11 protein-coding genes are annotated in these 15,106 nt (G+C 50.8%); 5 read left to right on the top strand and 6 right to left on the bottom strand.

All coding sequences use genetic code 11. From position 1 onward, the window contains the following. The first annotated feature begins 17 nt into the window (after window positions 1–17). The 4 genes from A8F97_RS05535 (at window position 18) to A8F97_RS05520 (ending at window position 8,100) form a co-directional block, all read left to right on the top strand. A complete protein-coding gene (locus A8F97_RS05535) occupies window positions 18–2,330 on the top strand; it encodes an FdhF/YdeP family oxidoreductase (protein WP_033071615.1) in 2,313 nt (770 codons plus the stop codon). Between the two features lie 237 nt (window positions 2,331–2,567). Beyond that, the gene (locus tag A8F97_RS05530; protein WP_033071616.1) at window positions 2,568–4,502 is read left to right on the top strand and encodes an exoribonuclease II; all 1,935 of its coding nucleotides are present in this window, start codon (window positions 2,568–2,570) and stop codon (window positions 4,500–4,502) included. A gap of 172 nt (window positions 4,503–4,674) precedes the next feature. Continuing rightward, window positions 4,675–5,592, top strand: a complete 918-nt coding sequence (locus A8F97_RS05525) for an aldo/keto reductase (RefSeq protein ID WP_025918511.1) — start codon at window positions 4,675–4,677, stop codon at window positions 5,590–5,592. 444 nt (window positions 5,593–6,036) lie between these two features. Beyond that, window positions 6,037–8,100 (top strand): carbon starvation CstA family protein, encoded by a 2,064-nt coding sequence (locus tag A8F97_RS05520; RefSeq protein WP_014700260.1) that lies wholly within the window; start codon window positions 6,037–6,039, stop codon window positions 8,098–8,100. A 132-nt stretch (window positions 8,101–8,232) separates the two neighbouring features. Here A8F97_RS05520 and araC read toward each other — a convergent pair whose 3' ends face one another. From araC to araD, 4 genes are all read right to left on the bottom strand, one after another. Then, window positions 8,233–9,117, bottom strand: a complete 885-nt coding sequence (araC, locus tag A8F97_RS05515; protein WP_033071617.1) for an arabinose operon transcriptional regulator AraC — start codon at window positions 9,115–9,117, stop codon at window positions 8,233–8,235. A 32-nt stretch (window positions 9,118–9,149) separates the two neighbouring features. Further along, window positions 9,150–11,159: a beta-galactosidase gene (locus A8F97_RS05510; RefSeq protein ID WP_033071618.1), complete on the bottom strand. Its 2,010-nt coding sequence runs from the start codon at window positions 11,157–11,159 to the stop codon at window positions 9,150–9,152. 17 nt (window positions 11,160–11,176) lie between these two features. After that, window positions 11,177–12,409, bottom strand: a complete 1,233-nt coding sequence (locus tag A8F97_RS05505) for an oligosaccharide MFS transporter (RefSeq protein ID WP_033071619.1) — start codon at window positions 12,407–12,409, stop codon at window positions 11,177–11,179. Between the two features lie 297 nt (window positions 12,410–12,706). After that, entirely contained in the window at window positions 12,707–13,402 is a 696-nt protein-coding gene (araD, locus tag A8F97_RS05500) for an L-ribulose-5-phosphate 4-epimerase (RefSeq protein ID WP_014700264.1), read from the bottom strand. A 336-nt stretch (window positions 13,403–13,738) separates the two neighbouring features. Between araD and osmB the strand changes: the two genes are divergently transcribed. Further along, window positions 13,739–13,954 (top strand): osmotically-inducible lipoprotein OsmB, encoded by a 216-nt coding sequence (gene osmB, locus A8F97_RS05495; protein ID WP_010276685.1) that lies wholly within the window; start codon window positions 13,739–13,741, stop codon window positions 13,952–13,954. A gap of 48 nt (window positions 13,955–14,002) precedes the next feature. Here the strand turns inward: osmB and yciH are convergent, their stop codons facing one another. Together yciH and pyrF are read right to left on the bottom strand one after the other, a co-directional pair. Next, window positions 14,003–14,332: a stress response translation initiation inhibitor YciH gene (gene yciH, locus A8F97_RS05490; RefSeq protein ID WP_014700265.1), complete on the bottom strand. Its 330-nt coding sequence runs from the start codon at window positions 14,330–14,332 to the stop codon at window positions 14,003–14,005. After that, the gene (pyrF, locus tag A8F97_RS05485) at window positions 14,329–15,072 is read right to left on the bottom strand and encodes an orotidine-5'-phosphate decarboxylase (RefSeq protein WP_033071620.1); all 744 of its coding nucleotides are present in this window, start codon (window positions 15,070–15,072) and stop codon (window positions 14,329–14,331) included. The genes yciH and pyrF overlap by 4 nt, the downstream gene beginning before the upstream one ends. Window positions 15,073–15,106 lie beyond the last annotated feature (34 nt).

Here is a 15,106-nt window from a genome sequence, read left to right as displayed (position 1 = left end):
CACCTGCGGATTAGTACATGAAATTCAAACCATCCATCAAGCCATACCGCAATGCGGCTGGCGGCTGGGGCTCGTTGGAAGCCACCACCCGTTTTGTCCTCGACAGCAAGCAAGCGCTGAAAAATATCCGAAACTTGTTGCGGGTCAATAAATCGAAAGGATTTGACTGCCCCGGCTGTGCCTGGGGCGATGACAACAGCAGCACGTTCAGTTTCTGTGAAAATGGCGCGAAAGCGGTAAGTTGGGAAGCGACGCGCAAAGCGGTCGATCTGGATTTCTTCGCCGCCCACAGCGTTACGACGCTACGCCAGCAAAGTGACTATTTTCTTGAGTATCAGGGGCGCTTGACCCACCCGATGCGCTACGATCGCGCCAGCGATCGCTATGTTCCCATCGACTGGGACGCAGCATTTGCGCTGATCGCTCAGCATATCAATAACATGGCACATCCTAATCAGGCCGAGCTTTATACGTCCGGCCGTGCCAGCAATGAAGCGTCTTATCTGTATCAGCTTTTTGGCCGCATGCTGGGCACCAACAATTTTCCCGACTGCTCGAATATGTGCCATGAAGCCAGCGGAATTGGTCTGAAGCAAAGTATCGGTGTGGGAAAAGGCACAATCCGCTTGGATGATTTTGAACACGCAGACGCAATCTTCGTCTTCGGTCAGAATCCCGGCACCAATCATCCACGTATGCTGCACAGCCTGCGCCATGCCGCCGATCGCGGTGCCCACATTGTCTCCTTCAATACGCTCCGTGAGCGCGGTCTGGAACGTTTTGCTAATCCACAAAATCCGCTGGAGTTACTCACGCCGCTGTCCGGCACCATTAGCGAAACCTATCTGCAACCCAATTTGGGCGGTGATATGGCTGCCGTGCGTGGCATGGTCAAAGCGCTGCTGGAAACGCATCGCCAGCGTCTATCTGACGGAGAGTCGGGATTGTTCGATCAGGATTTCCTGTCCACACATACCCAGCAGGTGGACAAGTATCTGGCGGTTGTCGATGCGACAAGCTGGCAGAAGATCGAACAGCAATCAGGGCTGAGTGAAGCACAGTTACGCTATGTAGCGGCGATTTATCAGCAGTCACCGCGTGTGATCTGCACCTGGGCGATGGGCATTACCCAGCACAAGCATTCCGTCGCCACCGTGCGCGAAATCGTGAACCTGCAACTGCTGTTTGGGCAATTGGGGAAACCGGGCGCGGGGCTGTGTCCGGTACGCGGCCATAGCAATGTGCAGGGTAACCGCACCATGGGGATCGATGAGAAGCCAACAGCCGCATTTCTCGATCGCCTGGCAGCACATTATGACTTCACTCCGCCTTACGCCGCAGGCCACAACACGGTAGAAGCGCTGGAAGCCATGCTGCGCGATGAGATAAAAGTACTGATCGCGCTGGGTGGTAACCTCGCCGCCGCCGCACCGGATTCGGCACGCACCGAAGAAGCCCTGAGCCGTTGCGATCTGACCGTGCATATCAGCACCAAACTCAACCGCAGTCACCTGATTACGGGTAAGGTCGATGCGTTGATTCTGCCAACGCTCGGCCGTACCGATCTCGACATGCAGGCCAGCGGCGCACAGTTTATTACCGTCGAAGACTCCTTCAGTATGGTGCACGCCTCACAGGGTGTCGGACAACCGCTTTCATCCTTGCAGCGCTCGGAAACAGCGATTGTTTGCGGGATTGCCAATGCGGTTCTCGGCCATGAAAAGCTCGACTGGCTGGCGCTGGCGGACGATTATTCCCGCATCCGCGATCATATTGCTGCCACCATTCCCGGCTTTAGCGATTTCAACGCCAACTGCGACCTGCCAGGCGGATTCTATCTCGGCAATGCCGCCGCCGAACTGCGGTTTAACACCCTCAACGGAAAAGCCCAATTCGGCCATGCCGCGCTGCCCGAAACGCTGTTCCCGCAGTTGCAAGGCAACGACGTACCCTTTACGCTGCAAACCCTACGTTCGCACGATCAGTACAACACCACAATTTATGGCCTGGATGACCGCTATCGCGGCGTTTATGGTCAGCGGGAAGTGCTGTTCATGCACCCGGATGACATTGCCGCGTTAGGGTTGGAAGATGGCGATCTGGTCGATATCGAAACGCTGTGGAACGATGGCATTACCCGCATCGTCAACGGCTTCAAGTTGGTGAGCTACAATATTCCGCGCGGTAATCTGGCAGCCTACTACCCGGAAACCAACCCGCTAGTGCCATTGTCCAGTTTTGGCGATGAAACGCATACGCCGACTTCTAAATCGGTGCCCGTTAGCGTTCGGCTCAGTACGCAGGCGGAATCCCTACTGCGTATCGCCTGAGAATCTCTGCATTAAGGTCTATGTCATAACATAAACGCCCTCTGTCGCGTCGCGAAATCACTGACGTACACGACAGGGGGACAATTTCAAATCAGCATTGACTTTATTCAAATTTATTCGCCCTTTCGCTACCGTTATGCGACCTCAGCCCCCCTAATTATTCTTGCCGCCAGCACCTGATTCGAGTAAAACTGTGAACTGCTAATTAAGCCACTTACAACCGTATTTCTGGACGCTATGTTTCAAGACAATCCGCTGCTTGCACAGCTAAAACAGCAACTTCACTCTCAGACACCGCGTGTTGAAGGTGTCGTCAAAGGAACCGATAAGGGATATGGCTTTCTTGAAGCTGACGGACAAAAAAGCTACTTCATTCCCCCTCCACACATGAAAAAAGTGATGCACGGTGACCGGATTACCGCCACCCTGCATACGGAAAAAGATCGGGAAATTGTCGAACCAGAAACGCTGATAGAACCTTTCCTTACCCGTTTTGTTGGACGCATCCACAAAAAGGACGATCGACTATCCATTACGCCTGACCACCCGTTGCTGAAAGAAGCGATTCCTTGCCGCGCCGCGCGCGATGTGACGCACGATTTTCAGGAAGGCGATTGGGCAGTAGCCGAAATGCGCCGCCACCCATTGAAAGGTGACCGTGGTTTCCATGCCGAACTGACGCAGTACATCACCACGGGCGACGACCCGCTGGTGCCGTGGTGGGTGACATTGTCACGCCATAATCTGGAGCGTTCTGCCCCAGAAATCGAAGCGACTGAACGCCATGACGGCGAACTGGTCCGTGAAGATCTAACGGCACTGAACTTTGTCACCATCGACAGCGCCAGCACCGAAGATATGGACGATGCACTCTATGTGCAGGACAACGGTGATGGTTCACTGCAATTAACTATCGCTATCGCCGATCCAACCGCCTATGTAGATGTAGGCAGCGAGTTGGACAACATTGCACGTCAGCGTGCCTTTACCAACTATTTGCCCGGCTTCAACATCCCGATGCTGCCACGCGCGCTGTCGGACGATATCTGTTCCCTACACCCGAACGAGCGTCGCCCTGTCCTCGCCTGCCGCGTGACGATTGCCGCCGATGGTTCACTGGGTAACGATATCCACTTCTTTGCCGCCTCGATCGAATCCAAAGCCAAATTAGCGTATGACAACGTCTCTGACTGGCTGGAGAATCAAGGCGAATGGCAGCCACAAAACGAGGCTATCGCGGAACAAATCCGTTTGTTGCACCGTCTCTGTCTGGCTCGCAGTGAATGGCGCACCACGCATGCTCTGGTGTTTAAAGATCGCCCGGATTACCGCTTCCTGCTGGGTGAAAAAGGCGACGTGTTGGATATCGTGGTTGAACACCGCCGCATCGCCAACCGTATTGTTGAAGAATCCATGATTGCCGCCAACGTCTGTGCGGCGATTGTGCTGCGCGATAAGCTGGGTTTCGGCATCTATAACGTGCACAACGGTTTCGATCCTGCTTCGGTTGAACAAGCGGTTGCTGTACTGGATACACATGGCGTTCAGGCCGATGCGCAGACGCTTCTGACACTGGAAGGGTTCTGTACGCTGCGCCGCGAGCTGGATGCCCAGCCGACGCAGTTCCTCGATAGCCGTATTCGTCGCTTCCAGTCTTTCGCGGAAGTGAGCACCACGCCAGGGCCACATTTTGGTCTGGGGCTGGAAGCCTATGCCACCTGGACATCCCCGATCCGTAAATACGGCGATATGGTGAACCACCGTTTGCTGAAAGCGGTGATTACCGGACAGGCTGCGGAAAAACCGCAGGATGACGTCACGGCACAACTGGCCGAACGCCGTCGCCTTAACCGCATGGCTGAGCGCGATGTCGGCGACTGGCTGTACGCACGCTACCTCAAAGATAAAGCTGGCACGGATATTCGCTTCAACGCGGAAATCATTGATGTCACACGCGGCGGCCTGCGCGTTCGCCTGTTGGATAACGGCGCAGTGGCGTTTATCCCGTCCTCCTTTATCCATGCCGTGCGTGATGAGTTAGTGTGTAGTCAGGATATGGGCACCCTCTCGGTGAAAGGCGACGTGGTTTATCGTCAGGGAGAGACGCTGGACGTTCTCATCGCTGAAGTACGTCTGGAAACCCGCAGCATCGTGGCAAAACCTGCCGCATAATAGTCATACCGCTGCAATACAGCATCTCCGCGCGGGCGTTCATCGTGAACTGACCCGCGCGTCATCATCTTTATTCCGCTACACGATTTACCAACGATATAGCCGTGTCTGATCCGTTTTAAAAACAATCAACGACAGGCGGCATACAACCCTACTAACAGGAGTGTTTCCGATGAAGAAAATAACAATCGGCACATCCGCGATACAGGCTTCCAACATTGCGTTGGGCTGTATGCGAATGGCGAAGAAAAGCACGGATGAAGCGGCTGACATCCTCAATGCTTCCGTTGAGGCAGGCATCGATTTCTTCGATCATGCCGATATCTATGGCTCTGGCTTGTCGGAAGAGATTTTCGCCGCCGGTTTACAGAAAACGTCCATCCGCCGGGAATCGATTTTTCTGCAATCCAAGTGCGGCATCCGTAAGGGCTTTTTTGATTTTTCCAAAGCGCACATCATCGCGTCCGTTGAAGGCAGCCTGCAACGCTTAAAAACAGACTATCTTGATGCGCTCCTGTTGCACCGCCCAGACACGCTGTTTGAACCTGATGAAGTGGCGGCAGCATTCGATGAACTGGAACACAGCGGCAAGGTTCGTCATTTCGGCGTCAGCAATCAGAACCCGTTACAAATTGAGCTACTGAAGAAGTCCGTGCGTCAGCCGCTTATCGCCAACCAATTGCAGTTCAGCATTATGCACACGGGCATGATTGATGCGGGTTTTAACGTCAATATGACGAACCCCGCATCGGTGAATCACGATGGCGCAATTCTGGAGTACAGCCGCTTGAATTCGATGACGATTCAAGCCTGGTCACCTTTCCAATACGGTTTTTTTGACGGCGTTTTTCTTGATAATGAAAAATTCCCCAAGCTAAACGCGACGATTGACCACATCGCCGAGCACCATAACGTCACCAACACCGCAATCGCCACCGCGTGGATCCTGCGTCACCCCGCAGCAATGCAGGTGGTTATCGGCACCATGAGCCCGAAACGTATCCGTGATATCGCGGCGGCGTCTACGCTGACGCTCAGCCGCGAAGAATGGTACGAAATTTACCGCGCTGCCGGAAACGTTCTGCCTTAATAAACGTGTTGTCTCAAGCGCACAGGCTCTGCCATCCTTTGAATTTTCCTCGGCAGAGCCTGTCATTTTTTCGCGCTAATGTTACGGCTCAACTACATTAACCATTGTTTAGCCTTTAAGTTTCTTTACAGAAATTCACGTTCGCTCACATTTTCTCATCCATTCGCTTCTCTTCGCCAACAAACCCACTATTGTTAAATTGCATTAACACTCGCGCCATATACCCCAAATAATTCGAGTTGCAGGACAAAACGTTGACGTTTTGAACAATGCAAAGCATTGGCCCGCGAGGGCGAGGCTCATTTGGGGCCTCGTAACGCGGCGAACGCATGAATCCCCAGGAGCTTACACAAGTAAGTGACTGGGGTGAGTAAGAGAAGCCAACGCACATGCAGCTTGAAGTATTACGGTATACCCTTTCTGAATAACGAAGGAGCCGTTGTTATGAGTAACATAAAGAGCATTGTGATCTGGCTGCTAGTCGGTCTGGCGGGCGCCTTTTCGTTCGCCACGCTGGCGTTAAGCCGCGGTGAGCACGTGAATGCCGTGTGGTTGGTTATCGCCGCCGTATCGTGTTACAGCATCGCCTATCGGTTTTACAGCCTGTTTATCGCCAAAAAAGTGTTTGAGCTCGACGATCGCCGGTTAACACCGGCGGAACGTCATAACGACGGTCTGGATTACGTTCCCACCAATAAATGGGTTCTGTTCGGCCACCACTTCGCCGCCATCGCCGGGGCTGGCCCGCTGGTTGGGCCAATTCTCGCTGCACAGATGGGATTCCTCCCCGGCACAATCTGGATTTTGGTTGGCGTGATGCTCGCCGGTGCCGTACAGGACTTTCTGGTGCTGTTTATCTCCACCCGCCGGGACGGCCGTTCGCTGGGTGAAATGGCAAAACAGGAGCTGGGCACGTTCGCGGGTATCATCACCATGCTCGGCGCGCTGGGCGTCATGATCATCATTCTTTCGGCGCTGGCGCTGGTCGTTGTAAAAGCGCTGGCAGAAAGCCCGTGGGGATTGTTTACCATTGCCGCCACCATCCCCATCGCGCTCTTTATGGGCGTTTACATGCGCTTTTTACGTCCGGGTAAAATCGCTGAAGTCTCCATCATTGGCTTTGTGCTGATGATGCTGGCGATTGTTTACGGCGGCAACATCGCCGCACACCCCTACTGGGGGCCGTTCTTCACGCTGAAAGGCACATCGCTCACTTGGGTACTAGTTATCTACGGCTTCGTGGCGTCAGTTCTACCGGTCTGGCTGCTGCTGGCACCGCGTGATTACCTCTCTACATTTCTTAAAATTGGGGTGATTATCGGTCTAGCCGTTGGTATCGTGTTCGCAATGCCAGAAATGAAAATGCCCGCCGTCACTCGTTTTATTGACGGTACTGGCCCCGTTTTCTCTGGTTCCTTGTTCCCCTTCTTGTTTATTACCATCGCCTGTGGCGCGATTTCCGGCTTCCATGCCCTGGTTTCCAGCGGCACCACGCCGAAGCTGGTTGAACGAGAAAGCCATATCCGCTTCATCGGCTACGGTGCGATGCTGATGGAATCCTTTGTCGCTATCATGGCGCTGATCTGTGCCTCGGTTATTGAACCGGGTATCTACTTTGCCATGAACTCACCCGCCGCCTTAATCGGCACCACGGTTGAGAGCGCCTCGCTGGCCATTAACAGTTGGGGATTTGTGATTACCCCGCAGGAATTGAGTGCGATTGCCAATGATGTCGGCGAAGCCTCTATTCTTTCCCGTGCCGGTGGCGCACCAACCTTTGCGGTGGGTATGGCCTATATCATCACGGAAATTTTTAACAGCCGGGCGATGATGGCCTTCTGGTATCACTTTGCGATTCTGTTTGAAGCGCTATTCATTCTAACCGCCGTTGATGCCGGGACGCGTGCCTGTCGCTTCATGGTGCAGGATCTGGTCGGTATTGCGATTCCGAGATTAGCGAACAGCCATTCCTGGCTGGGGAATCTGGCCGGTACGACCGTTGCCGTTTCCGGTTGGGGGTTCTTTGTGTATCAGGGCGTAATTGACCCGCTGGGCGGTATCAACACACTCTGGCCCCTGTTCGGTATTGGTAACCAGATGCTGGCATCGATGGCGCTGATTCTCGGCACCGTGGTGTTGTTTAAGATGAAGAAACAGCGCTATGCATGGGTGACGATCGTCCCTACCGTCTGGCTGTTTATTACGTCGATGACGGCGGGCTGGCAAAAAATCTTCCATGAAAAACCGAGCATCGGTTTTCTGGCCCAAGCGAAGCGCTTCGCGGCAGGTATTGAACAAAACACGCTGATCGCGCCAGCCAAATCGATTAAAGACATGGAAACTATCGTTTTCAGTAATCAGATCAACGCCGCGTTGTGCGGGTTCTTCATGCTGGTGGCTGTGACGATGCTAGTTTCCGCGTTCTTCGTCATTCGCCGCGCTCTCAACAGCAACGTACCAACGGCAAAAGAAACGCCGATTGTCTTGCGAGACAGCGCGCAACCTTAAACACCGTTGGCGCATCTTCTTCAATCCCTCCAATATGGAGGGATTTTTTTGCCCAGGATAAGCGAACGGTATACGGTGGTTTTTATCGCTCTTGATAAACCCCGCAGAGGTAATGAGATACGCCCAACGACTTCAGGGTTCATGTAAACTTCCCATTCTTTCATAGCGCTTTTTATATTCCGCCGGTGGAATTCCATTATGCTTGCGAAATAAGCGTGTGAAATAGACCGGATCGCTGTACCCCACTGACTGTGCGACTTTAAATATGGGCAGTGGCGTCGACTGAATCAGGAGCTTGGCACAATTGATGCGCTGAACTTCACGCCAGGCATAAATAGTTTGCCCCAATTCAATTTTGAACAGATGCGCGAGCCGCGAAGGAGAAAGAAACACCATCCCGGCCAGCGCTTCAATTTTCAGCTCTTCAGTAATATGTTCATTTAAATAGGTGCACACCGTATTTATCCTTGGATCGTGCGCATACCGGCTACTAATAGGCTGTAGCTGAAAACAGGCGAGGATCAACCGCTCCAGTGCATTCATCGCTAACGCTTCTGACAGCGGCGTTGAATCGGCGTTATGGCGGATCGCCTCATAGAAAAGCGCTTGTATATGCTGGCTCGTTGTAGGGGAATGGATGGTTGTTTTCCCAATGCCCTGCGTTTTGTCATCCCATTTTAACCAGTCATTCCAGTAAGGGCGGGGAATAAAGTAAATCCAGACATGATCCCAGTGGTCGCTGTGCTTATCACGACCATAATGGTGTGGAACGTCCGGCGGAAAAAGCAATAATTCATTCTCCTTGGACAATAACGATCCTTCCCCTACTTTGGCACATCCCTGTCCGCGCAGTGTCAGGTTAATAATATATCCCTTCATTCCCTGTGGCCGATTAATATAATAATCCAGTACCGAACCACGAGATATCGGAGTAAAACCAGCGACCATCCAGGCATTAAAGGTAAAGGTTTTCATCAACGGGGAAAAATTCAATAATTCACTGATATTGAGTTCCATATTAACCTCTCGATATGGCCGCTGGCATAGGCTTAGCTTTCGATAATAATAAAATCCCAGGCGTTGAGCAGCAACGATGAGCCTTCTACAACCTCGGTGTCAGTTAATAAAGCGTAACCACCCATTTCACAATGATAAGATTGGGGTTTCTCTGAGTAGTTAAATACAAAAGAAATTGACTTGCCATGAGAGTTTTTCATTCGTTTTACAATAAGCGGAAATGCATAGCGTGATGTGCACGAACGAAGCGATATGCCTCGCGTCAGATGATCAAATAACTGGCAAATAAGGAAAGGTTGCGGCAGAAACCCCACATACATTGCCAACCCATCGCCATAATTCGCCTCGGTTGCGGCAACGTAATCACGCCAGGCCGGATGCTGGTAACGCAGCAAGGCGCGTGTTTCGGGTAAAGGCGTCAGTAGTTCCATCCATAACTCTGCCCGATTATCACGGCTACAATCAATATCAGGCACGCTCGCGGTAACCGTGACTTCTTCTGGCAACGTGAATTGGCTATAGCTCACGCCACATACATGGCTTAGCAACCCAGGTTGAGCACCGTGTCGTACTTTCACATTTTCGTCACTGAACCCCGATTTAAATCCAATCAGCGCACGACCACCCAACTCAATATAACGATTAATCCGCTCCAGAAGCCCATCATCAGCAGCATAGAGCGCAGGAATAATGACAACCTTATATCGCGCCGTGCTTTCGTCCACGTCGTTAATAATGTCGAGTGCAATATTGTGATCGTAAAGCGCATCATAAAACCGACGTACAATGTCGTTATAAACGTTAGTTTTCGCGTCTCCGGGTTTAAACTGATTCAGTGCATCCATCGCTTCATTACTGACCAACAATGCAACATCATGATCTGCCCGCAATGAGTCGAGCGATGAAGAAAGCCGGGCAAAATCAGCCCCAATCGTTGTTGCTTCTTGCCAGGTTGGATTACGAGAGAAATCATGGCTCAGCAGCCCTTTCCAGTAAGTTTCAAACGAATTATGGATAGAATGCCAATGCCAGTACGATACCATCGCTGCACCCGATGCTATGTGGCTAAATGCTTGCAGCCTTAATTGGCCCGGATAGGGTGTCCACTGAGGAAAACCCTGCGCTTGCGTTTCGAGAACAAAATAGTTCCGCCCGTGTTTCAGGCTCCGTGTAACGTCACCACCAAAAGAGATCTCTCTCCCAGTCAGGTGTGACTGACTCGGGTGATAAATATCGACACCCGCTACGCTCAGACATTTCGCTGCCGTAAAATGATCAACGCGAGGCTGTACGCCAAATGAGTAACCGCGCCATTCAAAATCGAAGTTGTGTGTAACGAAATGATGTGATTGCACATATTCCCGCACAATACTCGCCTGCCACGCCAGATAATCCGTGACTTGCTGTCGCTGATAGCGGCTGAAAGCACAGGCGAGGCTGGCATTAATCGTGTTCTCTACGGGCGGAAAATCTTCCCAACGGTCAATACGATTACTCCAGTAATCGAGGCCAAAATCTTGATTCAATTGATCGAGGTTGGCGTATTTTTCGCGTAAATTCTGGACAAAGCCTTCCTGCATATAGCGCCCAATATTGTCGTAATGCTTGGTTTCATTATCCAATTGGTATCCGATGATTGCAGGATGATGCTGCACATGCTCCAGCAACGCGCGGATGATATTCTCTGCATAACGACGAAACACAGGGCTAACAATATCCATGATTTGCCGAGGCCCGTATTTTTGCTGTCCTTCAACGGTCGTGACCATGACCTCAGGGTGCTTGAGAGCAAGCCACGACGGAATCGCATAGGTTGGCGTGCCGATGATGACAGCGATCCCTGCACGATGCATCGCATCCAGAACGCGATCGATATGATAAAAATTATACTCATCTTCTGTAGGTTCTAACGTGCTCCATGTCGATTCAGCAATGCGTACAACATTGATCCCCGTTTCCAGCATGAGTGAAATATCTTTTTCCAGACGATCTTCCGGCATATACTCATCGTAATAGGCAACACCATAATATATTTTCGACATACCGCCCCCTACTTAAATTAATAAACAAAATCAGGTTTATGGACAAACACTCTATTTTTATCCAATGTGAATAATGAAATAACAGTGAAGAACAATGCGACACTTCCTAGTACCAGGTAGCTACTTGAAAATCCCATTTTCTGATACAAGTGACCAATCCCGGTGGATAGAAAAATCGAGCTGAAACTTTTAGAGAATTGAAATCCAATAAGATATATCGTAGCGGAAAGCAGCGGATTGAAATTCGCAATGATATATTTTAAGGCAGCAACCAGCAGCACTGAACTTTCAAACCCATGAAGTAATTTAATTAAACTAATAGATATTGGACCAACCGCCCATGCGGAACCGATAATGCGAAAGCTCATAATAAAACCGCAATAGAGCAGTGCATTTTTCGGCCCAATTTTATTCACAAACCACGGGGCGAAAAACATCACCATGGCATCCAGGAAAATTTGCCCGGTGGTTAAATAGCCAAAAATTTCTGCACCACGAGCTTTGTTTTCAAAGAAATGGGTGTAATAAATCGCGAACTGCTGGTCGTAGGTTTCATAGACCGCCCCTACACCAATCATGTAGATAGCAAAAAACCAGAATCTTTTTAACTTTAACAGTGCTACCGCCTCTTTGAGTGTGACTGGTGAATTAGAACGTGCCTGCTGCGTATGCGGATTAGAAGCGTTAACCTGCGTTTTCCATACAATAAATAATAAGCACACACCTGCGGCACTGGCTGTCCAGAAGATCAGGTTCTGATCAATGCCATACAGTTTTCCTGCAACAAAAGCTCCTAATGCTGCACCAATACCGCCAAACATTCTCGCACGGCCGAATTCAAAACCCGATGCCCGACTGACTTTATCAATATACGCTTCACAAATGCCGCAGCCTGCGCCGTAAGCCATACCGATATATATCCCGCCCGCAAACGCACCGAGAATGACGTTAAGTTTTAATAGCGGAGCAAAGATGAAAATCCAATAAGGTGCAAAAAACGTAATAATAAGAGCGAGCATCCACATAAGATGCTTACGATAAATAAGTTTGTCAGAAATAAAACCGAATAATGGCTGAACACATACCGCCACAACGGCAGTAAAGGAATACACCAGCCCAACATCGCCATAGCTAATGCCAATGGTTTCCGTTAGCCATAATGATAAATAAGGGAAACAGCACCCCCAACCGATGAAGAAAAAAAGGAAAAACAAACAGCTCATGTAATAATTTTTATTTGAATCTATCATGATACCCTCGCGTTCTCATTACCGGAAACATGCCCGTATTGATGCAAGCAACGTTACCCTGTAATAGAAAGCGCAGTCATGAATGTCTCGCTAGCGACCAGTAATAATCTGCTATGCCCTGCGCGGCGTGAGAGTGCTCACATTTTATTACTGTCTACAGGAAAAATAAAAAACCTTTTATTTTAAAATAGAAGAACACCCCGCAAGCAATATGCTGGCAGGGTAAGAGTATCCTTTCATTATTTGAAAGCGCAGGAATATTTCCTGCCGGTAATACAACTAGTGGGCTACTGTGGTTTACTGTCCGTAATAGGCATTCTTGCCATGCTTACGCAAGTAGTGTTTATCCAACAGCGTTTGCTGCATTTCACCCAACTGAGGCGTTAACTGGCGTGAGAAAATCCCCATGTAGGCAAGTTCTTCCAGAACTACGGCATTGTGTACCGCATTATCGGCATCCTTCCCCCACGCAAAGGGGCCATGCGAATTAACCAACACTGCCGGGACATCCACCGGAGAAATTCCGCGCTGGCGGAAAGTTTCGACGATCACCGTTCCCGTATCCCACTCATAGCGGCCGTTGATTTCCTCGTCCGTCATCAGGCGCGTACAGGGAATGGGGCCATAAAAGTAGTCCGCGTGCGTGGTTCCCCAGGCGGGAATGTCTTTACCGGCCTGCGCCCATATCGTGGCATGGCGGGAGTGGGTATGAACAATACCGCCGATATCATCAAATTCCAGATACAGCACACGGTGAGTATCGGTATCTGACGATGGCTTCTTCGTCCCCTCCACTACTTTGCCGCTTTCCAGTTCAACGACGACCATATCCTCCAGCGTCATGGCCGAATACTCCACGCCGGAAGGTTTGATCACCATCAGGCCACGCTGCCGATCTACCGCGCTGACGTTTCCCCAGGTAAACGTCACCAAATTATGCTGCGGCAGAGCCAAATTGGCTTCTAACACCTGTCTTTTTAGCGTTTCTAACATAATCAGCCTCCCATCGACGCGATAACACCATTCTCGCGGCCTGACGAGTTCGTCGCTATGGGCTAAATCGCTAAAGACCTAGCGGTGTTCTGCTATGGGAAAAAGAAAGAGACACGCCACAGAATTGTGCAAAAAACAGCCAATTTTATCAAATATTGCTATCGTTAAAGTAACGTCGGGGAATTAGGAGTTTTTACCTGTTGCTGTTTTTTCCGATGATTATACTTGTCATCAGGCGGTAACAGGCTGCATTTCTTTATTTAATACCGCAAAAATCACTTTGTTCGATATTTTCCTCACAAGAAACGTGAGACTAAGAGCAGAAAGGGGAAGAAAATGAAATTAAACAAACGTTTTGCGACAGCCGCTCTGGCAATTACGCTCGCTGTTACGCTCGCAGGTTGTTCAAACATGTCCAAACGTGACCGTAATACCGCAATTGGTGCCGGTGCCGGCGCGGTTGGTGGGGCTATCTTAACGGATGGCGGAACATTAGGAACGCTGGGCGGTGCTGCCATCGGCGGGCTGATTGGCCGTCAGGTCGATAAATAACAAATTTATAGCAGCAGGCTCACGGGAGTAAACCTGCTGCTTTTATACTTAACCGCCGGCCAGCTTGACCTTCATCCCTTTCGCTTCCAGAAGTTGTTTTAGCAGGTCGCGCTTATCTCCCTGAATTTCTATCACGCCTTCTTTCACTGAACCGCCGCAGCCGCATTTTTTCTTCAACTCAGCAGCCAGTTTATCCAGCGCAGCATCATCAAGGTCGAGGCCGCTAATCAGGCATACGCCCTTGCCTTTGCGCCCACTGGTCTGGCGCTGGATACGCACGATACCATCGCCTTTTGGTCGAACTACTTTTTCTTCTTCCGGCGTAATGCGCCCGGTTTCTGTGGAGTAAACCAGTTGACTGTTCTTATCATGATTCATGATGAAGCACCGTTTAACAACGAAGCGCGAATATCACGCAGCGTCTGCGCTGGCTCGGCAGATTGGGTGATCGGACGCCCAATCACCATATAATCTACGCCCACCTGCTGTGCCTGAACGGGCGTCATGATACGGCGCTGATCGCCAACATCGCTGCCAGCAGGGCGAATCCCCGGCGTGACCAGCTTAAATGACTGACCACATACCTGCTTCAACCGCTGTGCTTCATGCGCAGAACACACCACGCCATCCAGCCCGCTGTTGTACGTTAGCACAGCCAGTCTTTCCGCCTGCTCAGCAGGGCTGACGGTAATGCCAAGCCCGCGTAAATCCTCTTCGTCCATACTGGTCAACACAGTTACGGCAATCAACAATGGCGCATCTTTACCAAACGGCACCAACGCTTCTTTCGCTGCCGCCATCATGCGTGAACCGCCGCTGGCGTGAACATTCACCATCCACACGCCAAGATCGGCAGATGCTGCCACGGCGTGAGCGACGGTGTTCGGAATATCGTGGAATTTCAGATCGAGAAACACATCAAAGCCGCGCTGCTGTAACGTCTGCACGAATTGTGGGCCAAATAAGGTAAACATTTCTTTGCCTACCTTCAAACGGCAATCTTGCGGATCGATACGGTCAACAAACGACAGCGCCGCATCCTGACTAGCGTAGTCCAACGCGACAACAATCGGGGATGATACCGCTTGATTCTTTTGCTGTAGATTCTCGTTTTTCATTCGTCACCCAGTCTTTTGCGAAACCAAAATTCCC

It is taken from the genome of Pectobacterium parmentieri, assembly GCF_001742145.1.
In the GTDB taxonomy this organism is placed as follows: Bacteria; Pseudomonadota; Gammaproteobacteria; order Enterobacterales; family Enterobacteriaceae; genus Pectobacterium; species Pectobacterium parmentieri.
Note: the sequence above shows the minus strand (reverse complement) of the source record. Positions and strands in the feature narration are given on the sequence as shown.

Bases quoted from the DNA above. Each gene is read 5' to 3' on its own strand.
- A8F97_RS05535 (WP_033071615.1), top strand. From the start codon at position 18: ATGAAATTCAAACCATCCATCAAGCCATACCGCAATGCGGCTGGCGGC.
- A8F97_RS05530 (WP_033071616.1), top strand. From the start codon at position 2,568: ATGTTTCAAGACAATCCGCTGCTTGCACAGCTAAAACAGCAACTTCAC.
- A8F97_RS05525 (WP_025918511.1), top strand. From the start codon at position 4,675: ATGAAGAAAATAACAATCGGCACATCCGCGATACAGGCTTCCAACATT.
- A8F97_RS05520 (WP_014700260.1), top strand. From the start codon at position 6,037: ATGAGTAACATAAAGAGCATTGTGATCTGGCTGCTAGTCGGTCTGGCG.
- araC (WP_033071617.1), bottom strand. From the start codon at position 9,117: ATGGAACTCAATATCAGTGAATTATTGAATTTTTCCCCGTTGATGAAA.
- A8F97_RS05510 (WP_033071618.1), bottom strand. From the start codon at position 11,159: ATGTCGAAAATATATTATGGTGTTGCCTATTACGATGAGTATATGCCG.
- A8F97_RS05505 (WP_033071619.1), bottom strand. From the start codon at position 12,409: ATGATAGATTCAAATAAAAATTATTACATGAGCTGTTTGTTTTTCCTT.
- araD (WP_014700264.1), bottom strand. From the start codon at position 13,402: ATGTTAGAAACGCTAAAAAGACAGGTGTTAGAAGCCAATTTGGCTCTG.
- osmB (WP_010276685.1), top strand. From the start codon at position 13,739: ATGAAATTAAACAAACGTTTTGCGACAGCCGCTCTGGCAATTACGCTC.
- yciH (WP_014700265.1), bottom strand. From the start codon at position 14,332: ATGAATCATGATAAGAACAGTCAACTGGTTTACTCCACAGAAACCGGG.
- pyrF (WP_033071620.1), bottom strand. From the start codon at position 15,072: ATGAAAAACGAGAATCTACAGCAAAAGAATCAAGCGGTATCATCCCCG.